The following is a 22,457-nucleotide window of genomic DNA, read 5'->3' as shown; positions in this document are numbered from 1 at the left end:
CCGCATCGCCCATGCTCAGACCCAGTCCTCAAGCCGCCACTCGTCGTGCCATTCGATCCGCACCTGACCGTCGTCGAGGAAACGGATCGGGAGCCACACGTAGCGGGCACGGGACGTGTCCGGCACGGTGAGCTCTCGCATGCCCGTATCGGGCGCACCGGCCTCGATCTGCGCGAAGTACTCGTCGAAGAGGTCGTACGCCTCGGAGCCGTGCGCGTCGTAGTCCGGAAGCCAGCGATCTCCCAACGCGATGTAGAGATCCTTGCCAGGCACCTTGAACACCGAGCTCACCTGGGTGCGGTACGAGGTCCTGCTGTCGTCGTCCGGGTGCGGATCGCCCACGACCTCCCACGGCCCGTGGATCGTCGCCGCGGAGGCGACCTCCGACACGTTCGGGTAGTAGCCCGTCGTCCCCGAGGTGACGAGGTACTCGCGACCCGCCCGGTGGAAGTGCGACGGCGCCTCCCGCGTGAACGGAGGCCTCCCGTGGTGGAAGTGCGTCGAGTAGTAGCCGGTCACGTCGGTGTAGTCGTCGGTGAGGTCCGCCACGATGAGCTCGGTGTGGACCCGCTCGAAGATGTAGTAGCCCTTGCCATCGTGAGGATCGACGACCAGGTCGAAGTCGCCCGCGTACATCCCCAGAGGCCGGAAGTCTCGGCGCGCGATCTCGTACGGACCCAGGATCGAGTCGGCGACGAGCGTGGTCGACAGCTGGATCGACCCGGACATCACCTTGATCCAGCACACGAACTTCTCGGTGTGGGGGTTGTAGAGGATGTGCGGCCGATCCATTCCGCGCTGAGGGCTGAGGGGCGACGTCGGGTCGTCCTCGTCCGGCGGGATGATGACACCCTCGTCCGTCCAGTTGTAGAGATCGGTCGACGAGTAGCAGCGCACTCCCCAATGCCAGATCCCGGAGCCCGGAGTCGTGAACTCCTTGTTCTCGCCGTACCAGTAGTAGGTGCCGTCCACCTCCATGACCGACCCGCCATGGGCCTGGATCGGCTTTCCGGAGGTGTCGAGCCACTCCTTGCCCGGGTGGAAGCTGGTGTATCTCTGGCCCGTCATCGGGTGGCCTCCTTCTGCGCGGCAGGCATCGGCGCGCTGTAGTGGTGGGCGCCAGCGCCGACGGTGTGGACTCCGCCGTCGGGCAGGATCACGCGGGCGGACACTCCCGTCGGCACCTCGACGTCCAAGGCGAGAAGCCCGTCGGCCAGCTCCCACGAGACGGCGATCATGCCGAACGGGCTCAGGTGGCTCGCCGAGGCGGAGGTGAGCCCACCACCCGGGCGAGGCTGGACCGTGATCTCCCGATATCCCGGCGCCGACGGCGCGAGGCCCGCGACCACACGGTGCAGGAAGTCCACCACCGCGCCGAGCGCATAGTGGTTGAACGACGTCATCCCGCCGGGGTTGATGGAGCCGTCGGGCAGCATGGAGTCCCACCGCTCCCAGATGGTCGTCGCGCCCATCGACACCGGGTAGAGCCACGACGGGCACTCCTGCTGGAGCAGCAGCGCGTACGCGTCGTCCAGGTGTCCCGAGCTCGCGAGCGCGTCGCAGATGATGGGCGTGCCGACGAAGCCGGTCTGCACGTGGTGCCCACCCTCGCGCACCGCGGCGGCGAGCAGGTCCCCGAGCCGACGACGAGCGTCCGGATCCTCCACGAGTCCGAACTCGAGGCCCAGCGCAAGCGCCGTGGGTGCGTCCGCGATCGAGGCCAGGTCCTCGAACCAGCGCCGACGAGTCGCCTCCGCGACCCTCTCCGCGAACGCACGGTAGTGCGCCTCCGCCTCGAGGTCGCCCAGCAGCACCGCGGTGTCCGCGACGATGCGCGCCGATCGCACCGCGTAGGCGCTGGCCACCAGGTACTTGTCGGTGCGCGCCGCTGCGGGGTTCTCAGGTGGCGCGGCAGGGTCCAGCCAGTCTCCGAGCTCCATCGAGCCCTCGACTACGCCCCCAGGCCCCACCCTGAGCGCGAGGTGGTCGACCCATGCCTTCATGCTGGGCCACTGCTCCCTGAGGATGGAGAGGTCGCCACGGCGCTGATACATGGTCCACGGCACGATCGTCGCCGCGTCCCCCCACGCTGCGGACGCGCCTCGGGGGAAGCCGCACTCGACCCACGGCACGAAGTTGGGGACCCAGCCGTCGGACCCCTGCTCCGCAGCCACGTCGCGCAGCCATGAGGTGAGCACGCCGTCGGCCCCGTAGAGGAACTCCGCCGCGGGCGCGAACACCTGGATGTCGCCGGTCCACCCCATGCGCTCGTCACGCTGCGGGCAGTCGGTGGGCAGGTCCACGAAGTTGTCGCGCATGCTCCACACGGTGTTCTCGTGGAGCTTCTCCAGCATGGGGTCGGAGCACGCGAACCATCCGCGACGCTCCATGTCGGTGTGGATGACGAGCGCCTCGACGTCCACATCGGCAAGGTCGCCGTGCCAGCCCTCGAGCTCCGCGTAGCGGAACCCGTGGATCGTGAAGCGGGGCGCCCACGAGAAGGGCCCTGAGCCGTCGGAGGTGTACGAGTCGATCGATGGCGCCTCCCTCAGGGGCCTGGTGCCGAGCTCGTCGTTCTCCAGGACCTCCGCATGGTGCATGCGGAGGGTGCGGCCCGCAGGGAGGTCAGCCTTCACGCGAAGAACCCCCGAGATGTTCTGGCCGAAGTCGAGCCGCAGGCGACCCGAGGGCCGCTTCTCGACGGACACGGGGCGCAGCGACTCGATCGGCCGCACAGGCTCACCCACCGCGGCCTCGAGCACGGTGCCAATCTCCACCACCGGTCGCAGCTGCGGGACCCGCCACGCGGATGGATCGAAGCCGGGCTCGAGCCATCCGTCCGGCAGGAGCCTCGCGTCGTAGGACTCGCCCTCGTAGAGGCCGACCCGTGTCGCCGGTCCAGGGATCTGCCTCCACGCGTCGCCCAACGGGACGACGCGCGTGTCGCCCTGCGCGTCGGTCACCTCGAGCTGGGCAAGGAGGCCGACGTGCTCACCGAACACGTCCCACAGGCCGCCGTCGAAGCCGATCCGCCCGCGAAACCATCCATCGGCCAGCTCGGCGCCGATCACGTTCGCGCCGGCGCGAAGCATCGCGGTGACATCGTGCACGCGGTACCGCAGGCGGTGCGTGTAGCTCGTCCAGCCGGGAGCGAGGTGCTCGTCGGAGAGCGGACCGCCGTTGAGCGCCGCGGTGAACACGCCCTGCGCCGTGACATAGAGGCGCGCCGAGGCCGGCGCCTCGTCGAGCGTGAACTCCGCACGGAGAAGGTGCGAGGGCCGCAGCTCGTGCACCGCCGCAGCGGAAGGGACCACGAGAGGTTCGCTCCAGTCGCCCTGCTCGAGAAGGGCGGCCTCGACGGCGAGGGGCTCGCTCCAGTCGCTCCACTCACGCGCGACCAGGGCCCGCACCGACACCTCGACCCTCTGCCGCGAGACGAGCTCCGGGAACGGCCAGTCGACGAGCACGCCGTCGGGGGCCACGAGAGGGACCGTGGACGACGAGCCGTCGGCCGAGACCATGCGGGCCTCCGCCTGCTCGGCGGGCTCCGGCGCCTGCTCAAGGCGCCACGACAGGCGCGGGGCGGCGGTGCCGACGCCGAGCGCATCCGCGCGCAGCTCCGCCCTGAGGCCGGTGACGGCGGTCATCCCTTCACCGCCCCGGACGTCATGCCGGCCATGACCTTCTTGTTGAGGAAGATGTACAGCGCGAGCGTGCCGAACACGGTGACGCTGATGCCCGCGAAGAGCGGACCGTAGTCGACCGCGCCGTACTGACCGGTGAAGTTGAGGAGGCCCACCTGAATGGTCCGCAGGTCCGCCTTGGTCACGAACGTCAGCGCGATCAGCAGGTCGTTCCACAGGAAGAAGAACTGGACGAGTGCGACGGTGAAGATCGCGTTCTTCACCAGCGGCACGGTGATGTTCCAGAAGATCCGGTACACGTTCGCACCGTCGAGGGTCGCCGCCTCGAACACCTCGGAGGGGATCGCCCTCATGAAGGTCGCGATCATGAAGACCGTGAGAGGCATGCCGATCGCGGTGTAGGTGATGATCAGCGGCCAGATCGTGCTGGTGATGCCGACGTTGAAGTAGACGGTGAACAGCGGGAGCAGGATCATCTGCGTGGGGATCATGATGCCCGCCAGGAACAGCACGAGGATCAGGCTGCGTCCCTTCCACACCAGGATCTGGAGCGCGTACGCCGCAGCCGTGCCGAACAGCAGGATGAGTCCGAGCGACGGGAACACCGCCAGCACCGAGTTCTTGATGTAGGTGCCGAGGCCTCCCTCGACGAACGCGGAGACGTAGTTGTCCAGGTTCCACTGCTGAGGGAGCGCCCAGAACGGCTCCGAGAGGAACTCGGGCTGGGTCTTGAACGATCCCATGAGGATCCAGAACATCGGGTAGATCACCGTCAGCAGGATGAGCGCGACGCCCACCCAGCCCGGGATACGGCGCAGCATGACGCTCAGCGGCTTGCGGGAGCGCTGCGGCGCTGACAGGTTCGGCTGGGTGGCGCTCATCGCGTGACGTCCTTTCGCATCGAGCGGAAGACGAAGACCGTCGCGATCAGGCACAGCAGGGTGAGCATGAACGCCACCGTGCTGCCGTAGCCGTACTGGCCGTACGCGAACGAGGTCCTGAACATGTAGAGGGTCAGCGGTGTCGTCGCGGAGCCCGGGCCGCCGTTGGTCAGGGCGACGATCGAGTCGAACACCTTCAACGTGCCGTTGATCGAGAAGATGATCGATGACAGCAGGATCGGCAGGGACAGCGGGAAGACGATCTTGCGCACCAGCTTCCAGCCGGAGGCGCCATCGATCCTGGCCGACTCCATGATGTCCTGCGGGATCTCGACGAGCCCGGCATAGAGGAGCACGGCGTAGAAGCCCATGGACCGCCAGACGTCCATGATGATGATCACCCAGAACGAGTAGCCAGGGTCACCGAGGAAGTCGGTGAGATCGCCGCCGAGCCACATGAGGATCGTGTTGACGGGACCGGCGGTCGGCGCCGCCTCGAACATCCGGGAGAACATCAGCGCGACCGCCACGGTCGGCAGGATCACCGGGAAGAAGATGGTGGCGCGCACGAGCGAGGACTTGTTGCGCAGGAAGAAGATGTACAGCAGGGCCAGGCCGTATCCGGCGGCGACCTGCAGCGTCGTCATGACGATCGCGTAGCGGAGCGTGAACCACAGCGCGTCCATCGCGGTCGCGTCACCGAAGAAGGCGATCCAGTTGTCGAAGCCGACGAACTCGAAGCCGGTGACTGCGTTGCCGGACTGGAAGGTGTACGTCACGGACCACACGATCGGGATGAGCATCACGACGGTGTAGACGAGAAGGGCGGGGGTGAGCATGAGCAGCGTCGCGCCCCGGTTGCGGAAGACGGAATCCACGGTGAAGTCCTCGGTCGATGGGGGTCCCCGGATCCGGCCCCCGACGTGAGTCGAGGGCCGGACCGCGGGCTGATAGGAGTGCGCGGGGCCTGATCAGCCCTGGTTGGCCGCCTGCACGAGCTCCATGAACTCAGCGCCGGACAGGGCGCCGGTGGCGAGCCCGCCACCGTTGGTCTGCGAGACCGTGGTGCCCTCGGAGGTGAACGCCGCCTCGAACCACAGGACCGAGCCGGTCGCGCTGGCGATCTCGTCCTGGACCATCGTGGTCAGCGCGGACTGGTCGGCAGGCGTCTCCGTGACGGTGAAGCCGGTGACCTGGCCGGACTCGGCGAGGGCCACGTTGCCGTAGTTCTCGGCCACGCACTTGACCCACTCGCCGATGTCGTCGGTGTAGTTGGCGGTGGTGAACATGACCGGGATGCCCGCGTTCGCGGGGGTCTCGGAGATGCTGCCTGCGCCGCCCTCGACCTCAGGGAAGGCGAAGTAGCCGATGTTCTCGGCGCCGATCTGGTTCTGCTCGGGGTCGTTGAAGTTTCCGAGCGCCCAGCTGCCCATGTAGAACATGGCGCCGCCACCGGTGAGGAACTGGTTCATCGCGGTGTTGTAGTCGATCGAGCCGGCGGCCGGACCGAAGTAGCCGGCGTCACCGAGCGCGGCGACTGCGTCCGCGCCCGCGACGTACTCGGGATCGGTGAGGCTGGCCTCGCCGTCGGCCACCATCTGGAGCGCGTCGGCGCCCAGGTCGCGGAGGATGTAGTTGCCGACGAGTCGGGTGACGGGCCAGCCGTCGGATCCTGCCGCGATGAACGGCTGGATGCCCGCGGCGTCGAGCGCCGCTGCGGCGTCCTCGAGCTCGCTCCAGGTGGTGGGGGGCTCCACTCCCGCCTGGTCGAAGAGGTCCATGTTGTACCAGAAGCCCTCGATGTTGTACTCGGTGGGGAGCGCGTACAGGTCGTCGGTCTGGTACAGCTGCTTGAGCGTCGCCTCGGCGGCGGGGAGCACCGCGCCGTCCACACCGAGCTCGTCGAACGCCTCGGACAGGTTGAGCACGAGACCCGCGTCGATGAAGTCCTGCATGAGCGACGGCGTACCGGCCGCCATCGACATGTTCGACAGCGCGTCGCTGCCTGCCAGGACCTGGAGCTGCTGGTCCCACGTGGTGCCGTCGATCGCGTCGGGCACGAGCGGGGTGCCGTCTGCTGCTGCCGAGCACGCGCCGGACTCGAGCGAGGTGAGGGTGTTGACGATGGTGCTGTTCTGGGTCTGCCCCAGATAGGTGAACTCGGTGCTGGTAGTGGCCTCGGAGCCGCCAGATCCTTCGGATCCGCTGCTCGAGGTGTCGGTGTCTCCACCGGAGCTGCACGCGGCGAGGGTCAGGGCCCCCACGCCGGTGAGCGCGATGGCCGCGAGGGTGGCGCGGCGGGGCGCACGGGTCATGTTCACGATTCCTCCTTGAATCAGCCATGAGAGGCGCGACGTCTTTGAAGCGCTTCATTTCGGAGAGTAGGCACCGCCCACTGGCTTGTCAAGAGGAGTAAACGACATCTGACCATCAGCGGCGAGAGGGGTCACATGGGCGAGTGGAGCGGTTCGTCTCGCTCACGCCGACGCACCCCAAAGTAGTTCTTACCAGGCGCTTTGACTGCCTTCGCGCTGCCGAACGCTTAGGAGACCGCTCGTGGAGCCCAACCCGGGGCCACGATGTTCGCGTTCACACGAGTCTTCGGCACGCGCGCAGGGGAGCTGATCGGAAGGGCGCCGTTATTGAACCGATACCATTGAAGAATTCAAAAGGCCTTCAGTCGCCGTGACTGCGGCTCAGGAGTCGCCTCGACAGAGGTCCGGGAGCCGCCGTGGGGCGGCCGCCTCGCGCCATCCGTCAGCGTGAACCGACGAACTCGATCCCCTGCGCGGACAGCGAACCCGCGGCGTGCAGGCCCGGAATGACGACGTCGGCCTCGGTCAGCACCTCGGGCTCGCCGATGCCCACCGCGATCATGCCCCCCGCGTGCGCCGCCTGGATGCCCGCGATCGCATCCTCGAAGACGACGCAGTCGGCGGGAGCCGCCCCGAGCGCCTCCGCCCCCGCAAGGAACACCCGGGGATTGGGCTTGGCCTCCGAGACCACCGAGCCGTCGATGATCGCGTCGAACAGGTCGGTGATCTCGAGCCGCTGGAGGATCATCGGCGCGTTGCGGCTCGCAGAGCCGAGCGCGGTCAGCACTCCCCTGTCACGCAACGACACCAGGTACTCGCGGGCGCCAGGAAGCATCTCGTCCGGAGTGATCGTGCTGATCGCCTCCACGTAGCGGGCGTTCTTCTCCGCCGCCAGACGCTGCTGCTCGTCCTCGGAGACCTCGACGCCTCCGATGCCCAGCACGATCCTCAGGGCATCCATGCGCCCGACTCCCTTGAGGAGCTCCTCATCCTCGTCGGCAAGCGAGAAGCCCAGCTCCGCCGCCGTCTGCCGCCACGCCGCGAAGTGGTGCACCGCGGTGTCCACGATCACCCCGTCAAGGTCGAAGAGTGCTGCGCGGTAGTCGGTCATGCGGATCCTCCAGCTCGAGTCGCGTGCGTGGCCAGTATCTGTGAGTCTGGGCGAGGACTCCACCCCGGGGACAGAGCACACGCCGACGACGGTGCGGCCGAAGGCCGAGGATCGCGCCGGCACGTCGACGACGCGAGGACGCGACCACAGCCCGCGCAGCCGTGGCACTCGTTCCGAAGTTCTGGGACCTTGGGCGCGGATCGTGCGTCACGCGTATGATTGAATCGTTTCAAGGTCTTGATCCCCCAGCGACACAGACGTCGCGAACCCAGGAAGGAACTCCCCATGTCCATCGACCAGCCGAAGCCCACTCTCGACGAGCTCATCGAACAGATCGGAGAGTCCGGCGCGCGCATCTGCGAGATCGACGCCTCCGAGGCAGGCGCGGGCAACATCTCCGTCTACATGGGCTGGGAGGTCGAGGTCCGCCGCCACTTCCCCAACGCCGAGGAGATCACGCTGCCCGTCCCGGCCCCGGCACTCGCCGGCGGCACCCTGCTCGTCACCGGCTCCGGCCGACGCCTCCGTCAGATCCACGAGGAGCCCCTCGCGGCCATCGGTGCGGTGAAGGTCCACGCCGACGGCGTCACCGGCACCCTCTACACGGCGAACGTCCGCCGCTTCGCCAAGCTCACGTCGGAGTTCAACTCGCACCTCGCGGTCCACCAGGACCAGGTCGAGCGCCGCGGCGTCGACTTCCAGGCCGTCGTCCACGCGCAGCCGCCGCACCTCACCTACCTCAGCCACGTTCCCGCCTACCAGACCACCGAGGCCATGAACCGCGCGATCCTGCGCTGGGAGCCGGAGACCATCGTGTCGCTGTCGCAGGGCATCGCGGTCCTGCCGTTCTGCATCCCCGGCTCCGAGAAGATGAGCAACGAGAACGTCGCGGGCCTGCGCGACTTCGAGATCACGCTGTGGTCCAAGCACGGCACCATGTCACGCTCGGACATCTCCGTCTACCGTGCCGTCGACCGCGTCGAGTACGCCGAGACCGGAGCGAAGTACGAGTTCATGGACCTCCAGGCAGGGGGCAAGGCCGAGGGCCTCAGCGCCTCGGAGATCCGCGGCGTCGCCGAGACCTTCAGCATCGACTCGCCCTGGCTCCAGTAGGACCCGCACGTTCACACGAAGGCCCCGGGGCGCTGCCCCCGGGGCCTTCGTCCTGTGCGGCGGGGCCAAAGGTTCGGATCCGGCACCTCGGTTCTCCACCTGCTCGAGGAAACCTCCCAAAAGCGACACCTCCTTCCCTACGATGGTCCCCATGGAGGACCGCACCGACCTGCGCTACGCGCCGCGCCTCGGCCTCGCTCTCGGCGGAGGCGGCGCGCTCGGCGCCGCCCACGTGGGCGTGCTCCAGGTGCTACACGAACGTGGCATCCGTCCTGAGCTCGTCGTCGGGACCTCCGCAGGCTCCGTCATCGGCGCCGCCTATGCGGCAGGCATGGACCCGTACGAGCTCGAGGAGATGGTGCTGCGCGCGCAGTGGGGCGACTTCGGCACCTTCTCGTTCATGCCCGGCCTCGGCCTCCTCGACACTGACGGCCTCCGGCGGACCATCGATGAGGTGGCGGGTGGAGACCTGCTGATCGAGGACCTGCCGATCCGCTTCGCCGCCGTCGCCACCGACCTGGCCACGGGTTCTGCGGTCCTGCTTTCCGAGGGATCTCTCGCCGACGCCATGAGCGCCTCCATCGCGGTTCCCGGACTCTTCCGGCCGCAGAGGCTCGCCGGCCACCTCCTCGTCGACGGCGGCGTGGTGCAGAACCTGCCGCTGCCCGCGGCCTTCGAGATCGGCGCGAGCGATGTCATCGGAGTGCGGCTCGCGGCCGAGTGGGATGCGCTCCCGCGATACAGGACGGGCACCCAGGTCCACGAGCTCGAGATCGACTCCCACGTCACGATGGTGCGGCCGCAGATCGGACAGCGCTCGCAATGGGTAGCCCGCGACCTGCCTGGCCTGATCCAGCTGGGACGCGAGGCCGCGGAGCGCGAGCTCGCGCACTATGCGGTCGTGGAGCCGCGACCGGTGGACGAGGCCGGGGCCGCAGCGGCACGTGCAGCCGCGGACGAGATCCGGAGCGCTTCAAGCTCGCCCCTCAGCACCGTGAGAGACGACCTGCGCGCCCGCGCTGACGAGGTGCGAGAGCGCGCGGAAGCGCTGATCGGGAATGAGGCTGCAGGCGCTGTGGCGTTGCTGCGCCGACGCGATCGCCGGGACTCGGCGACGTCCTCCGACTGATACGCACGTCCTCGTGCGGGCACGCCGCCCGTGGGCGACGGACGGCTACGCCCCGCCGTCGGCGTCAACGACTCAGTCGGAGACGCCGTTCGAGTAGTAGCCCGAGCCGTACAGGTCCATGTCGGTGGTGGCGGGCTCGTACTCCCAGTGCCACGGCTCGTACTTGGTGGTCTTGGCCCACGACGGGTTCTCCCAGCCCCACGTCTCCGCGTTCTGGTTGAGCCAGGTGCGCGTCTCGCCGTACATGTCGCCCTGACAGAGGTCGATCGCGAGGCCGTAGCCGTGCACCGAGGTGCCAGGCGTGGCCGCCCACCAGCCGCGGCTCGCCTTGGTGGCGTACTGCTTGGACAGGCTGCGGTAGCCCTCACCCACGCAGATGTCACGGCCGAACTTGCCCTTGAAGGCCGCGTTCATCTCCGCGAAGGCGACGGCCGCGTCGGCGCGAAGGTCGGCCCCACCGGGGATCTGACAGAGCTCGCTCGCGGGAAGCTGCCCGTTGGGCGCATCCACGATCGTGGAGGTGTCGCACTCCGGGAGGTACTGGCTCACGGTGTACCGATCGGAGACCGCGATCGCGCTCGCCACGTCCTCGATCGTGGGCGCGTCGAGGCTCGACTGCACGAGCTGGGGTCCGCGTCCCAGGATCGCGTGCGCGGTCGACGGGGACTCGCCGACGACGACGCCTGGCAGCTCCTCGACAGCGGCCGCATACGGAAGCACCGTTCCCGCGATGGGGTACACGAGCATGGCGAGCGCGAACGCCCCGACGACGCCGCCGCGCGTGAGAGTGGTGCGTCGGCGGTGAGTGGAGCGGATCTTCAGCTCCTGGGTCTCCCTCAGCCGGCGGAGTCGCCTGGACTTGTGATGTCCCCGTGCGCGGGTAGCGGTCTCGCCGGTCTCCGGCGCGTGCGAGCGCAGGTTCACGTCAGAAATCACACATCCCTAGAGCCATCGAGGGGTTCAGCCGCAGGTGGCTGGACACCCGACCAATGGTAACGGATTGATCACGGTAGGTCGAATAACAGGTGACCAACCTCTCATTTCGGAAACGCCACCCTCTCACACGCGACCGCGCGCGATCGAATCGCGCACCTCGCCCACGAGCTCCTCGATGATGTCCTCGAGGAACAGCAGCCCGACCGCCTCGCCGTCGCGCTCCACGGAGGCGACATGCGCGCCGGTGGAGCGCATGCGGGCGAGCACCGACTCCACGGAGTCGCGGTGGTCGACCGCAGGCAGGTCGCGCACGCGCCACGACTGGATCGGCTCCTCGCGCTCTCCGGGGCGCGCGAACAGCGTGTCCTTCATGTGGAGGTAGCCCACGCATCGCGGGCCGTCCATGACGGGCAGCCGGGAGAACCCGGTGGCGGTCACCGCCACCTCGAAGTCCTCGACCGTCACCCCCACGGGGACGGAGCGCACGGAGGAGAGCGGGACCATCACGTCGGACGCGACGTTGTCCGAGAACTCGATCGCGCCGGTGAGCAGGCCCGCCGCGTCGGACAGGGTGCCCTCCTCGCTGGACCGCTCGACGATCTGATGCACCTCATCGGCGGTGAACGCCGAGGTGACCTCGTCCCGAGGTTCGATGCCCACGAGTCGGAGGACCGCGTTCGCGAGCCAGTTGAGGGCGGTGATGATCGGCCTGACGACCCTGCCGAGCAGCACGAGCGGCGGTCCGAGGAGGAGCGCGGCGCGATCCGGGCTCGAGACGGCCGCGTTCTTGGGGACCATCTCACCGACGACCACGTGCAGTCCGACGATGACGAGCAGGGCGATCGCCACCGCCACACCGTGCACCGCCGAATCCGGAAGACCCCACGAGTGGAGCGTCGGCTCAAGCGCGTGGGCGAGCGCCGGTTCGGCGACGACGCCCAGGCTCACCGAGCAGACGGTCACGCCGAGCTGTGCCGTCGCGAGCATGAGCGACACGTTCTCCATGGCCCACAGGACGGTTCCTGCGGCGCGGGAACCCGCCTCGGCGCGCGGCTCGATCGAAGACCTGCGCGCGGAGATGACCGCGAACTCGGCGCCGACGAAGAAGGCGTTCGCGGCGAGCAGCGCGACGATCGTCGCGACCATGCCCGCGGTCATGCGTCGGCCCCGTCAGCGTCGGGCGCCGTGACGCTCTCGAGCCGCACCCTGTCCACGCGACGCCCGTCCATCCGCTCGACGCGCACGCGCACGCCCTCGGAGGCGACCTCGTCGCCGACCTCTGCGACGCGTCCGAGGCGCGCCATGACGAAGCCACCGACCGTCTCGTAGGCATGGGACTCGGGGATCGTGAGGCCGGTCGCCTCGTGGACCTCGTCGGGCCGCAGGAGGCCCTGGAGGATCCATGAGCCGCCTGCGGTGCGGTAGGCCTCCACGCGACGCCTGTCATGCTCATCGGCGACCTCGCCCACGAGCTCCTCGACGACGTCCTCTAGGGTGACGATGCCGGCCGTGCCGCCGTACTCGTCGACGACGATCGCGCACTGGTGCCCGAGGCCTCGCAGCTCGACGAGCAGGGGCGCGAGCGGCATGGTCTCAGGGACCCGAGGCGCGTCGACCATGATCGATGCGACGGCAGTGGCGGCGCGCTCATGCGCGGGCACCGCGAATGCGGCGCGCAGATGCATGAGGCCGATCACGTCGTCGGGCCCGTCCCCGCACACCGGGAAGCGCGAGTGGCCTGTGGCGCGCGCGAGCGACATCGCGTCCTCGACGCTCGCGCTCGCGGAGAGCGACTGCATGCGCGTGCGGTCCGTCATCACGTCGATCGCAGTCAGGTCGTCCATGTCGATCGAGTTCTTGAGAAGGAGCGCGGTGGACGGGGCGAGCGTGCCCGCCTCGGCGGACCGTCGCACCAGGGCTGCGAGCTCCTGCCGCGAACGCGCGCCCGAGAGCTCCTCCTTGGGCTCGATGCCCACGAGTCGCAGGATGCCGTTCGCCGCTCCGTTGAGCAGACCGATGACGGGCCTCAGCGCGACGGTGAAGCCGGCGTTGAGGGGCGCTGCGACGCGCGCGGTGCGCCACGGGTCCGCGAGCGCGGCGTTCTTGGGCACGAGCTCGCCGAACAGCATGGAGAACGCGTTGACGAGGACGAGGGAGAGGGTGCCCGCGATGCCCGCGGCGGCGCCGCGCACGAGGCTCGTGGACTCGAGCGGGATGCTCAGGAGCTCGAAGAGCGCCGGCTGGGCGGTGTAGCCGAGCAGGATCGTGGTGAGGGTGATCCCCACCTGCGCTCCCGAGAGCTGGGTGGAGAGGTGCTTGAGGGAGCGTCGGATGCGGCGTGCACCCTTGGCCTTCTCGTCCACCTGGGACGGGTCGAGGGCGACGAGCGAGAACTCCGCGGCGACGAAGACCGCGGTTCCCAGCGTGAGGAGCACGCCGGCGCCGACGAGCAGCCACTCGGTCATGAGGGGCCGGTACTGTCAGGGTCCATGGTGTCGTAAGGATACAGCGGCGCACGTCGCCGGTACAGCAGAGATCTGTTATAAATTATCTATAACAACTCTCAAGGAGGCATCGTGGACGGCCCTCGCATCGAAGTCGCGGGACTCACCAAGCGCTATGGAGACGTCCTCGCCGTCGACGCGGTGTCGTTCACCGCAGAGCCAGGCCGCGTGACGGGCTTCCTCGGCCCGAACGGCGCGGGCAAGACCACCACCCTCCGCAGCGCGCTCGGACTCATCGCCCCCACCGCGGGCGCCATCACCTTCTCCGGCCGACGCTTCAGCCAGCTCCCCAGGCCCGCCGCAGTCGTCGGCGCCCACCTTGAGCCGGCGTTCCACCCCGGCCGCACGGGGCGCGACCACCTCCGCACGCTCGCGCCGCTCGCCGGTGTGCCGGACTCCCGCTGCGACGAGGTGCTCGCCATGGTCGGGTTGGCCGACGCCGCAGGCCGCCGGGTCGGCGGATACTCGCTCGGGATGCGCCAACGGCTGGGTCTCGCCACGGCGCTGCTGGGAGACCCTGCCGCGCTCGTGCTCGACGAGCCCGCCAACGGCCTCGACCCCGCGGGCATCACGTGGATGCGCGCGTTCGTACGCTCCTTCGCCGCACGCGGCGGCACGGTGCTGCTGTCCTCCCACCTGCTCGCCGAGGTCGAGCAGACGGTGGACGACGTCGTCGTCATCGCCCGAGGACGGATCCGCCACGCATCCCCGCTCGCCGACCTCCACGCTCTCGCCTCCCCCGAGACCGTCCTGCGCTCCCCCGATGAGGCGGGCCTGCGGAGGCTCGTCTCCCGCTGGCCGGACGCCCTCATGGAGGACTCCGTCACCGCCGTCATCCCGGGCACCACCGCCGCCGAGGTCGGCGCCGCGGCGCACGCGGCACAGCTCGAGGTCCACGGCCTCACCGAGAGGGGCGAGAGCCTCGAGAGGGTCTTCCTGCGGATGACGGAGGAGGCAGCATGATCGCCTCGATCCGCGCCGAGCTGCGCAAGGCCACCACCACCCGGCTGTGGTGGATCCTCCTGATCCTCATGATCGGTACCATCGCGTTCTTCGCCGGCACCTTCGCGCTCGCGCTCACCTTCGGGGACACCGGCACGGGTCCCGACGGACAGGCGCTCACGATCGCCCCCAAGGACATGGCGATCACCGTGTACACGCTCGGAGTCTCGCTCGGCTACGCGTTCCCGCTCGCGTTCGGCGCGATCCTCATGACGGGCGAGTTCCGGCACCGCACCCTCGCGACCACCCTGCTCGCGCAGCCGAGCCGCGGTCGGCTCGTGCTCGGGAAGCTCGCGGCCGCGCTGCCCTTCGCGGGGCTCTACGGCGCCGCATCCGCGGCCACAGCGGTCGCGGTCGGCGCCGCCGCGCTCGGGCTCGCAGGAGAGCCCACCATGCTCGATGACGCCGACGTCCTTCGATCGATCGGGCTGTCCATCGTCGCGATGGCCGCGTGGATGCTCGTCGGCGTCGGCTTCGGCTCGGTCATCACGAACCAGGTCGCGGCGATCGTCACCGTGCTCGGATGGACCCAGCTCGTCGAGCCGATCCTGCGCCTCGCCCTCGGATTCTGGGAGCCCGCCGCACCGATCGCCCGGTTCCTTCCCGGGGCCGCAGGCGAGGCTCTGGCGGGGGGCAGCTTCTACTCGACGACGGGGCTCTCCGACCTGCTGCCGGCGTGGGCCGGGCTGCTCGTGCTGCTCGGCTACGGAGCCGTCGCGGCGGGCATCGGCTGGCTCACGACGCTGCGCCGCGACGTGACCTGACACAGGCCCGCCGCGTCGTCCCAGCGTGCGTAACGATTTGCCCAAATGACACCGGGCATGTTCACGCCCGCACAATGAGGCACGATGATAGGGAGAAGCACCACCGCACCGATGCGATATCGCGAGAAAGTGAGCGGCCCACAAGTGTCCCCCGACACCAGCGCGCCTGACACCGACCGCACCTCCATCGTGCACGCCGCGGACGCCCCGTCCGTCGCCTCCCTCGTGGTAGGCGGCGGCAAGGCAGCGGAGCACGAGCCGGCAAGGACGCCGGCACCGGAGGTCGAGCCGGCCAAGGAGTCCCCCTCCGGCGCTACGTCAGTCCCCACCGTCCCCGTCCCCACCACGCACGGCAACGAGGCCGTCGCGACAGAGCCGACGCCTGCAGCGTCACCCGCTCCCGCCGCGCCCCCCGCAGTCGAGCAGACCACGCCCGCGGCGCAGGCGCCCACGCCGGTGGAGCCTGAACCCGACACTCCTCGCCGCGTGGAGGAGCCGACGCACACGCAGCCCGTCGCCACCGCCCAGGCGCCGACGGCGCTGTACCTGCAGAGCCCCGACCACGAACAGCGCGAGTCGCGCGACTACCACCACGGCGTGCAACGCCTGCGTGGCCCGGCCGTGCGCGTCGTCACCAACATGGAGTCGTCGCTCGAGGTCCCCACCGCCACGTCGGTGAGGCCCGTGCCCGCGAAGCTGCTCCAGGACAACCGCGTCGTGATCAACAACCACCTCGCGCGCACCCGCGGCGGCAAGGTGAGCTTCACGCACCTGGTGGCCTTCGCGCTCGTCGAGGCACTCGACGCGCTGCCGGCGATGAACGCGTTCTACACCTCCGACGCCGACGGCAAGCCCGCGATCAGCCGGCCGGACCACGTCAACCTGGGCATCGCGATCGACCTCGCCAAGGAGGACGGCACCCGTCAGCTGCTCGTCCCCAACGTGAAGCACGCCGACCAGATGGACTTCGACCAGTTCTGGACCGCGTACGACGCCGTGGTGAAGCGCGCCCGCCAGGGAACCCTGCAGGCCGAGGACTTCCAGGGCACCACCATCTCGCTCACCAACCCGGGCACGCTCGGCACCGTCCACTCCGTGCCTCGCCTGATGCAGGGACAGGGCACCATCATCGCCGTCGGCGCGATGGACTACCCGGCCGAGTACCAGGGCGCCAACCCCGAGACGGTCGCCCGCCTGGGCGTGTCGAAGGTGATGACCCTCACCTCCACGTACGACCACCGCGTGATCCAGGGCGCCCAGTCCGGCGAGTTCCTCGCGATCGTGCACCGCAAGCTGCTCGGCCTCGACGGCTTCTACGATCGCGTCTTCTCCGCGCTGCGTGTCCCGTACGAGCCGGTCCGCTGGATCCAGGACTCGGCGACCGACGAGGCGACGGAGGCCGCCAAGCCCGCGAAGCTCGCCGAGCTGATCCACGCCTACCGCTCGCGCGGCCATCTCATGGCCGATGTGGACCCGCTGAGCTCGCGGCCGCGCAAGCACCCCGACCTCGACGTCCAGACCCACGGCCTCACGCTGTGGGACCTCGACCGCGTCTACCCCACCGGCGGCTTCGCGGGCGAGGACCGTTGGGTCATGCGCGACGTCCTCAACCGCCTGCGCGACGCCTACTGCCGCACCATCGGCCTCGAGTACATGCACATCGCCGACCGCGCCCAGCGCCTGTGGTTCCAGGAGCGGCTCGAGCACGGCTTCACGCGGCCGTCCCGCGAGGAGCACCTGCGCATCCTGCGCCGCCTGAACGCCGCGGAGGCCTTCGAGGCGTTCCTGCAGACCAAGTACGTGGGCCAGAAGCGGTTCTCGCTCGAAGGCGGCGAGTCGCTCATCCCGCTGCTCGACGCCGTGCTGTCCGAGGCCGCCGTCTCCGGCATCGCCGAGGTGTGCATCGGCATGGCGCACCGCGGCCGCCTCAACGTCCTGGCGAACCTCGCAGGAAAGTCGTACTCGCAGATCTTCTCCGAGTTCGACGGCACCGCGCTGCCCGGCTCCGTCCAGGGCTCCGGCGACGTGAAGTACCACCTGGGCACCGAGGGCGTCTTCACCGCCGAGTCCGGTGAGACGACGCAGGTGTACCTCGCGGGAAATCCGTCTCACCTGGAGGCCGTCAACCCCGTCCTCGAGGGCATCGTCCGCGCCAAGCTCGACGCGCTCGGCGCCGACCCGGCGACCGACGGCTACCCCGTGCTCCCCGTGCTCATTCACGGCGACGCCGCCTTCGCAGGCCAGGGCATCGTCCAGGAGACGCTTAACATGTCCCAGCTGCGCGGCTACCGCGTCGGCGGCACGGTGCACGTCATCATCAACAACCAGGTCGGCTTCACCACCGGCCCCCAGGACTCGCGATCCACGCGCTACGCCACCGACATGGCGAAGGGCTACCAGATCCCGATCTTCCACGTGAACGGCGACGACCCCGAAGCATGCGTGCGCGCCGCACGGCTCGCCTTCGAGTACCGCGAGGCCTTCCACCGCGACGTGATCGTCGACATGGTCTGCTACCGCCGCCGCGGCCACAACGAGGGCGACGACCCGTCGATGACGCAGCCGCGCATGTACGACCTCATCGAGGCCAAGCGCTCCGTCCGCCACCTCTACACCGAATCCCTCATCCGACGCGGCGACATCACCACCGACGAGGCGGACCAGGTGTCCCGGGACTACCTTGCGCAGCTCGAGCGCGTGTTCCTCGAGACCCGCGAGGGCTTCCAGACGGACACCGAGTCGATCTCGGGGCTCGAGGTGCCCAGCTCGCAGTCGCTCGACGCCGGCGTCATGGTCGGCTGGCGCACGGCGGTCGCCGCCAGCCAGCTCGAGCGCATCGGGCGTGCGCACACGCGCCCGCCCGAGGGCTTCACGATCCACCCGAAGCTCGCCAAGCTCATGGAGCGACGCGAGCAGATGAGCCGCGACGGCAGCGTCGACTGGGGCTACGGCGAGATCCTCGCGTTCGGCAGCCTCCTCCAGGAGGGCGTGCCGATCCGCATCGCGGGTCAGGACACGAGGCGAGGCACCTTCGTGCAGCGCCACGCTGTGCTCCACGACCGCTCGACGGGCGCCGAGTGGACGCCGTTGCTGTACCTCAGCGCGGACCAGGCGAGGCTGCACATCTACGACTCGCCCCTGAGCGAGTACGCGTGCGTCGGCTTCGAGTACGGCTACTCGGTCGAGCGGCCCGACGCGCTGACGCTGTGGGAGGCGCAGTTCGGCGACTTCGTGAACGGCGCCCAGACGATCATGGACGAGTTCGTCTCGTCGGCCGAGCAGAAGTGGGGCCAGTCGTCGTCCGTCGTGCTGCTGCTGCCTCACGGCTTCGAGGGTCAGGGCCCCGACCACTCGTCGGCCCGCATCGAGCGCTTCCTCCAGCTGTGTGCGGAGAACAACATGATCGCCGCGATGCCGTCCACCCCGGCGAGCTACTTCCACCTGCTGCGCAGGCAGGCGTACGACCGCCCGCGTCGCCCCATGATCGTCTTCACGCCCAAGTCGATGCTCCGCCTCCGCGCGGCCACGAGCGACGTCGAGGATTTCACCTCGGGCACGTTCCGTGAAGTCATCCCCGACTCGGTGGACCCGGAGAACGTCACCCGCGTCCTGCTGTGCTCCGGCAAGGTCTACTACGACCTCGAGGCGCATCGCGACCGCTCCGGAGACGACTCCACCGCGATCATCCGGCTCGAGCAGCTGTACCCGCTCGAGCACGACGCCATCAGGGAGGCGCTCGCCCCCTACGATGGTGCCGAGGTCGTGTGGGTCCAGGAGGAGCCGGAGAACCAGGGAGCGTGGTCGAAGATCTCGCTCAGCCTCCCCCAGATCATCGACGCCACGGTGACGGTGATCTCACGACCTGCATCGGCTTCGCCGGCCTCCGGGCTGGCGTCTCGTCACAAGCAGGAGCAGGAGGAGCTCGTGTCGCGAGCATTCGCACGATGAAGGATGTGTTCTTCGTAGGGGACGAGCTGGTCGCCGGGCTCGGCGACCCGAAGGCACTCGGATGGACCGGGAGGGTCGCGGCCCGCACCCTGCCCCTCGCGCCCGACCTCGCCTTCCACGTGATCGCCGTCCCCGGCGAGACCACCGGCGAGATGACGAGCCGGTGGGACGAGGAGGCGCTTCGCAGGGTCGGCCCCGCCGACGCGACCGGCGGCTCGACCCGTCACGTCCTGTTCGCGGTGGGGCGCAACGACGTCGTCAAGGGCGTCTCGCCCACCATGACGCGCCTCAACATCGCGAACGCGCTCGACCGCGCCCACGCGCTCGGATTCTCTGCGATGCTCGCCGGCCCGCCACCCGGCCCCGAGGAGCAGAACCCCCGCATCGCCGAGCTCGCCGCGCTGTGCGAGGAGGCCGCGTCCCGGCGCGCAGTGCCGTACATCGACATGTACAGCCCGCTCGCGCGTCATGAGCAGTGGATCACCGACATGGCGACGGGCCGCGATGGACTGCCGCAGCAGGCCGGCTACGGGCTCATGGCGTGGCTCGTGCTGCACTCCGCCTGGCACGACTGGCTCGGCCTCGAGCGCACCGAGGCCTGACCCTCGAACCCCTGGACATGCGGAAGCCCCGGCCTGACGGCCGGGGCTTCTCGTCTGTCAGGCGATGATGCCCTCGTTGCGGAGCGTCACGGACAGGTCGTGCGGACGGGAGGCGATCGCGATCGCGTCCTCGTACGAGACCTCGCCGTCGCGCACCAGCTGGAACAGGTGCTGGTCGAAGGTCTGCATCTTGTAGTACTCGCCCTCGGCGATCAGGTCGACGATCGGAGGCTGGCTTCCCGGGTCCACGATCGCCTCTGCGGTGCGGCCGTTGTTCACCATCACCTCGGCGACGAGCTTGCGGCCGTGACCGTCCGCCTGGCGCACGAGGCGCTGAGACACGATGCCGCGCAGCGTCTGCGACAGAGTCGCACGGATCTGCCCCTGCTCGTGAGGGGTGAAGAAGTCGACGATGCGGTTGATCGTGTCCTGCGCGTCGACCGTGTGGAGGGTCGCGAGCACCAGGTGGCCCGTCTCGGCTGCCGTGAGCGCCGCACGCACCGTCTCGATGTCACGCATCTCACCGACCAGGATCACGTCCGGGTCCTGACGCATGGCGCCTCGCAGCGCGTTGGTGAAGTCGAGCGTGTCCGAGCGCACCTCGCGCTGCGAGATGATCGCCTTCTTGTCGGTGTGCAGCACCTCGATCGGGTCCTCGATCGTGATGATGTTGACCTCGCGCTGCTCGTTGATCAGATCCACCATCGAGGCGAGGGTGGTGGTCTTTCCCGACCCGGTCGGTCCCGTGACGAGCACCAGTCCTCGCGGTTCGAGCGCCAGCTCGCCGAGCACCGGCGGGAGCCCGAGCTCCTCCATCGGCTGGGCGCCGATCGCGACGCGGCGGAACACGAGCGCATCGGTGCCGCGCGCCACGTACGCGTTGACACGGAAGCGACCCACGCCGGACAGCGAGAAGGCGAAGTCGGCCTCATGGATGTCACGGAACTGCGCGACGAGCTCCTCCGGGAGCACCTGCGCCACCATGTTGCGGGTGTCCTCAGGCGTCAGAGGCGGCACCTGGAGCTTGCGGAGCCGCCCATCGACGCGGATGCGCGGCGCGGAGCCCACCTTGCAGTGCAGATCGGAACCGCCCGTGGACGCGAGAGCGTGCAGGAACGGGATGACGGAGACAGGCTGCTGATCGCTCACGAGTGCTCCTTCGGCAGGACGGATCGGAACCTTGAGTGGCCTGTCCGCAGGCTAGCGCCTCCGCGCCGGCCGCGCGCGGCGTCTGTGGCGCACTCCACTGCCCGCACTTGAGGCGGCTCCACCGCCCGGCCGCCCCGCCGTCGGCCTCGTGCGAGCGGAAGGTGCGCGCATCGCAGTGCCTGTGGGACAATCGTCCGTCAGCAACTGCCCGCCAGCGTCCCGGAAAGGGGGAAGTGATGAGCAAGCGAGGCCGCAAGCGCAAGTCCCGCGCGAACTCGGGCGCCAACCACGGCAAGCGTCCCAACGCCTGAGCGCCCCCTGAAGACGACGAGCCCGCCACCGGTCAGACCGGGGCGGGCTCTCGTGCATCCTGGGGTCGTCCGTCACTCGACGGTGCGTGCCTCCCGGATGGTGGCAAGCACGCGGCTGCGCAGGTCGCCGGGCGCGACCTCGCCTCCTGTGGAGTGCACCATGCGCTTGATCTTCTCGTTGATCTTGTGCTCCGCCTCGCACGGCGGACACGACTTCAGGTGCTCGCCGATGCGGATCAGCTCATCATCCGGAAGCTCGTTGTCGATGTACTCGAAGAGGCGGTCCAGGGCCTCTTCGCACTCAGCCTTATGCGCCATCCTGCACCTCCTTCCCCGTCTTCTTGGCGGCCGCCTTGTGGTCCTTGACCCCGCGCTCGGCCGCATAGTCCTTCAACTTCTCGCGCAGCAGCTTGCGACCACGGTGCAGGCGGGACATCACGGTGCCGACAGGCGTGTCCATGATCTCCGCGATCTCCTTGTACGCGAACCCCTCGACATCCGAGAGGTACACGGCCATCCGGAAGTCCTCGGAGAGCTCGGAGAGCGCCTGCTTCACCTCGTCATCGCCCAGCGAGTCGAGCGCGGCATCCTCCGCAGACGCGAGGCCCGACGACGTGTGCTCGGCCGCGGCGGCCAGCTGCCAGTCCTCGACCTGCTCCGCATCGGAGCGCTTCGGCTCACGCTGCTTCTTGCGATACGTGTTGATGAAGGCGTTGGTCTGGATCCTGTAGAGCCAGGCCTTGAGGTTGGTGCCCGGCGTGAACCGGGCCTGGGCGGCGAAAGCCTTGGCGTAGGTCTCCTGCACCAGGTCCTCCGCGTCGGCCCCGTTGCGCGTCATGCGCAATGCGGCCGCGTAGAGCTGGTCCATGAAGGACAGCGCCTCGGTCTCGAAATCGAAGTCTGTAGCGGTCATCGTGTCCGAGCCTACAGACGTCCGGTCCCTGGGTGCCGGCGCCGTCCTCTGCGGTCTCTCCAGCGTCGTGGTCATGGACATATCAACGGCACCGCACCACGTCGCATTCCCGCACACGAGAACTCCCCCTGCACG

19 protein-coding genes are annotated in these 22,457 nt (G+C 69.0%); 7 read left to right on the top strand and 12 right to left on the bottom strand.

The annotated features are described in order from the left end of the window. Nucleotides 1–15: 15 nt before the first annotated feature. The 6 genes from QQX04_RS01795 to pgmB all read right to left on the bottom strand — a co-directional run bounded on the left by QQX04_RS01795 (nucleotide 16) and on the right by pgmB (nucleotide 7,951). Complete coding sequence (locus QQX04_RS01795; RefSeq protein ID WP_301125620.1) at nucleotides 16–1,068, bottom strand: family 43 glycosylhydrolase; 1,053 nt, start codon at nucleotides 1,066–1,068, stop codon at nucleotides 16–18. Next, nucleotides 1,065–3,647 (bottom strand): family 78 glycoside hydrolase catalytic domain, encoded by a 2,583-nt coding sequence (locus QQX04_RS01790; RefSeq protein WP_301125618.1) that lies wholly within the window; start codon nucleotides 3,645–3,647, stop codon nucleotides 1,065–1,067. The genes QQX04_RS01795 and QQX04_RS01790 overlap by 4 nt, the downstream gene beginning before the upstream one ends. Continuing rightward, nucleotides 3,644–4,525 (bottom strand): carbohydrate ABC transporter permease, encoded by an 882-nt coding sequence (locus QQX04_RS01785; RefSeq protein WP_301125616.1) that lies wholly within the window; start codon nucleotides 4,523–4,525, stop codon nucleotides 3,644–3,646. Before QQX04_RS01785 ends, QQX04_RS01790 begins: the two co-directional genes overlap by 4 nt. Further along, complete coding sequence (locus tag QQX04_RS01780) at nucleotides 4,522–5,403, bottom strand: carbohydrate ABC transporter permease (protein WP_301125614.1); 882 nt, start codon at nucleotides 5,401–5,403, stop codon at nucleotides 4,522–4,524. The genes QQX04_RS01785 and QQX04_RS01780 overlap by 4 nt, the downstream gene beginning before the upstream one ends. Before the next feature lie 93 nt (nucleotides 5,404–5,496). Beyond that, entirely contained in the window at nucleotides 5,497–6,840 is a 1,344-nt protein-coding gene (locus QQX04_RS01775) for an ABC transporter substrate-binding protein (RefSeq protein ID WP_301125612.1), read from the bottom strand. A 442-nt stretch (nucleotides 6,841–7,282) separates the two neighbouring features. Beyond that, nucleotides 7,283–7,951 carry a beta-phosphoglucomutase gene (gene pgmB, locus QQX04_RS01770; RefSeq protein WP_301125610.1) on the bottom strand — a complete coding sequence of 223 codons (669 nt, stop codon included), beginning with the start codon at nucleotides 7,949–7,951 and terminating at the stop codon, nucleotides 7,283–7,285. Between the two features lie 285 nt (nucleotides 7,952–8,236). Between pgmB and QQX04_RS01765 the strand changes: the two genes are divergently transcribed. Together QQX04_RS01765 and QQX04_RS01760 are read left to right on the top strand one after the other, a co-directional pair. Further along, nucleotides 8,237–9,064: a class II aldolase/adducin family protein gene (locus QQX04_RS01765; RefSeq protein WP_301125608.1), complete on the top strand. Its 828-nt coding sequence runs from the start codon at nucleotides 8,237–8,239 to the stop codon at nucleotides 9,062–9,064. A gap of 151 nt (nucleotides 9,065–9,215) precedes the next feature. Further along, nucleotides 9,216–10,193 carry a patatin-like phospholipase family protein gene (locus tag QQX04_RS01760; RefSeq protein ID WP_301125606.1) on the top strand — a complete coding sequence of 326 codons (978 nt, stop codon included), beginning with the start codon at nucleotides 9,216–9,218 and terminating at the stop codon, nucleotides 10,191–10,193. Between the two features lie 72 nt (nucleotides 10,194–10,265). Here QQX04_RS01760 and QQX04_RS01755 read toward each other — a convergent pair whose 3' ends face one another. The 3 genes from QQX04_RS01755 to QQX04_RS01745 all read right to left on the bottom strand — a co-directional run bounded on the left by QQX04_RS01755 (nucleotide 10,266) and on the right by QQX04_RS01745 (nucleotide 13,594). Continuing rightward, nucleotides 10,266–11,117 (bottom strand): M15 family metallopeptidase, encoded by an 852-nt coding sequence (locus QQX04_RS01755; RefSeq protein ID WP_301125604.1) that lies wholly within the window; start codon nucleotides 11,115–11,117, stop codon nucleotides 10,266–10,268. Nucleotides 11,118–11,252: 135 nt separating this feature from the next. After that, the gene (locus tag QQX04_RS01750) at nucleotides 11,253–12,287 is read right to left on the bottom strand and encodes a hemolysin family protein (protein WP_301125602.1); all 1,035 of its coding nucleotides are present in this window, start codon (nucleotides 12,285–12,287) and stop codon (nucleotides 11,253–11,255) included. Next, the gene (locus QQX04_RS01745) at nucleotides 12,284–13,594 is read right to left on the bottom strand and encodes a hemolysin family protein (protein ID WP_301125600.1); all 1,311 of its coding nucleotides are present in this window, start codon (nucleotides 13,592–13,594) and stop codon (nucleotides 12,284–12,286) included. Before QQX04_RS01745 ends, QQX04_RS01750 begins: the two co-directional genes overlap by 4 nt. A gap of 111 nt (nucleotides 13,595–13,705) precedes the next feature. Between QQX04_RS01745 and QQX04_RS01740 the strand changes: the two genes are divergently transcribed. The 4 genes from QQX04_RS01740 (at nucleotide 13,706) to QQX04_RS01725 (ending at nucleotide 19,949) form a co-directional block, all read left to right on the top strand. Continuing rightward, nucleotides 13,706–14,596 carry an ABC transporter ATP-binding protein gene (locus QQX04_RS01740; RefSeq protein ID WP_301125597.1) on the top strand — a complete coding sequence of 297 codons (891 nt, stop codon included), beginning with the start codon at nucleotides 13,706–13,708 and terminating at the stop codon, nucleotides 14,594–14,596. Beyond that, the gene (locus QQX04_RS01735) at nucleotides 14,593–15,399 is read left to right on the top strand and encodes an ABC transporter permease (protein WP_301125595.1); all 807 of its coding nucleotides are present in this window, start codon (nucleotides 14,593–14,595) and stop codon (nucleotides 15,397–15,399) included. The genes QQX04_RS01740 and QQX04_RS01735 overlap by 4 nt, the downstream gene beginning before the upstream one ends. 111 nt (nucleotides 15,400–15,510) lie before the next feature. Beyond that, complete coding sequence (locus tag QQX04_RS01730) at nucleotides 15,511–19,347, top strand: multifunctional oxoglutarate decarboxylase/oxoglutarate dehydrogenase thiamine pyrophosphate-binding subunit/dihydrolipoyllysine-residue succinyltransferase subunit (protein WP_436968447.1); 3,837 nt, start codon at nucleotides 15,511–15,513, stop codon at nucleotides 19,345–19,347. After that, the gene (locus QQX04_RS01725) at nucleotides 19,344–19,949 is read left to right on the top strand and encodes a GDSL-type esterase/lipase family protein (RefSeq protein WP_301125591.1); all 606 of its coding nucleotides are present in this window, start codon (nucleotides 19,344–19,346) and stop codon (nucleotides 19,947–19,949) included. The genes QQX04_RS01730 and QQX04_RS01725 overlap by 4 nt, the downstream gene beginning before the upstream one ends. A gap of 57 nt (nucleotides 19,950–20,006) precedes the next feature. Here QQX04_RS01725 and QQX04_RS01720 read toward each other — a convergent pair whose 3' ends face one another. Next, complete coding sequence (locus QQX04_RS01720) at nucleotides 20,007–21,098, bottom strand: type IV pilus twitching motility protein PilT (protein WP_301125589.1); 1,092 nt, start codon at nucleotides 21,096–21,098, stop codon at nucleotides 20,007–20,009. A gap of 236 nt (nucleotides 21,099–21,334) precedes the next feature. Between QQX04_RS01720 and QQX04_RS14660 the strand changes: the two genes are divergently transcribed. Continuing rightward, nucleotides 21,335–21,409 carry a 50S ribosomal protein bL37 gene (locus QQX04_RS14660; protein WP_436968453.1) on the top strand — a complete coding sequence of 25 codons (75 nt, stop codon included), beginning with the start codon at nucleotides 21,335–21,337 and terminating at the stop codon, nucleotides 21,407–21,409. A gap of 72 nt (nucleotides 21,410–21,481) precedes the next feature. Here QQX04_RS14660 and rsrA read toward each other — a convergent pair whose 3' ends face one another. Then, on the bottom strand, nucleotides 21,482–21,727 hold the full coding sequence (gene rsrA, locus QQX04_RS01715; protein WP_301125587.1) for a mycothiol system anti-sigma-R factor: 246 nt from the start codon (nucleotides 21,725–21,727) through the stop codon (nucleotides 21,482–21,484). Further along, on the bottom strand, nucleotides 21,717–22,403 hold the full coding sequence (locus QQX04_RS01710; protein ID WP_436968446.1) for a sigma-70 family RNA polymerase sigma factor: 687 nt from the start codon (nucleotides 22,401–22,403) through the stop codon (nucleotides 21,717–21,719). Before QQX04_RS01710 ends, rsrA begins: the two co-directional genes overlap by 11 nt. Between the last annotated feature and the right edge of the window lie 54 nt (nucleotides 22,404–22,457).

Origin of the sequence: Demequina zhanjiangensis, from assembly GCF_030418315.1 — a bacterium.
GTDB lineage: Bacteria > Actinomycetota > Actinomycetes > Actinomycetales > Demequinaceae > Demequina > Demequina zhanjiangensis.
This window is presented reverse-complemented; position numbering and strand designations above follow the sequence as displayed.

Bases quoted from the DNA above. Each gene is read 5' to 3' on its own strand.
- QQX04_RS01760 (WP_301125606.1), top strand. From the start codon at position 9,216: ATGGAGGACCGCACCGACCTGCGCTACGCGCCGCGCCTCGGCCTCGCT.
- QQX04_RS01735 (WP_301125595.1), top strand. From the start codon at position 14,593: ATGATCGCCTCGATCCGCGCCGAGCTGCGCAAGGCCACCACCACCCGG.
- QQX04_RS01785 (WP_301125616.1), bottom strand. From the start codon at position 4,525: ATGAGCGCCACCCAGCCGAACCTGTCAGCGCCGCAGCGCTCCCGCAAG.
- QQX04_RS01790 (WP_301125618.1), bottom strand. From the start codon at position 3,647: ATGACCGCCGTCACCGGCCTCAGGGCGGAGCTGCGCGCGGATGCGCTC.
- rsrA (WP_301125587.1), bottom strand. From the start codon at position 21,727: ATGGCGCATAAGGCTGAGTGCGAAGAGGCCCTGGACCGCCTCTTCGAG.
- QQX04_RS01775 (WP_301125612.1), bottom strand. From the start codon at position 6,840: ATGACCCGTGCGCCCCGCCGCGCCACCCTCGCGGCCATCGCGCTCACC.
- QQX04_RS01710 (WP_436968446.1), bottom strand. From the start codon at position 22,403: ATGTCCATGACCACGACGCTGGAGAGACCGCAGAGGACGGCGCCGGCA.
- pgmB (WP_301125610.1), bottom strand. From the start codon at position 7,951: ATGACCGACTACCGCGCAGCACTCTTCGACCTTGACGGGGTGATCGTG.
- QQX04_RS01795 (WP_301125620.1), bottom strand. From the start codon at position 1,068: ATGACGGGCCAGAGATACACCAGCTTCCACCCGGGCAAGGAGTGGCTC.
- QQX04_RS01730 (WP_436968447.1), top strand. From the start codon at position 15,511: ATGCGATATCGCGAGAAAGTGAGCGGCCCACAAGTGTCCCCCGACACC.
- QQX04_RS01765 (WP_301125608.1), top strand. From the start codon at position 8,237: ATGTCCATCGACCAGCCGAAGCCCACTCTCGACGAGCTCATCGAACAG.
- QQX04_RS01745 (WP_301125600.1), bottom strand. From the start codon at position 13,594: ATGACCGAGTGGCTGCTCGTCGGCGCCGGCGTGCTCCTCACGCTGGGA.
- QQX04_RS01750 (WP_301125602.1), bottom strand. From the start codon at position 12,287: ATGACCGCGGGCATGGTCGCGACGATCGTCGCGCTGCTCGCCGCGAAC.
- QQX04_RS01725 (WP_301125591.1), top strand. From the start codon at position 19,344: ATGAAGGATGTGTTCTTCGTAGGGGACGAGCTGGTCGCCGGGCTCGGC.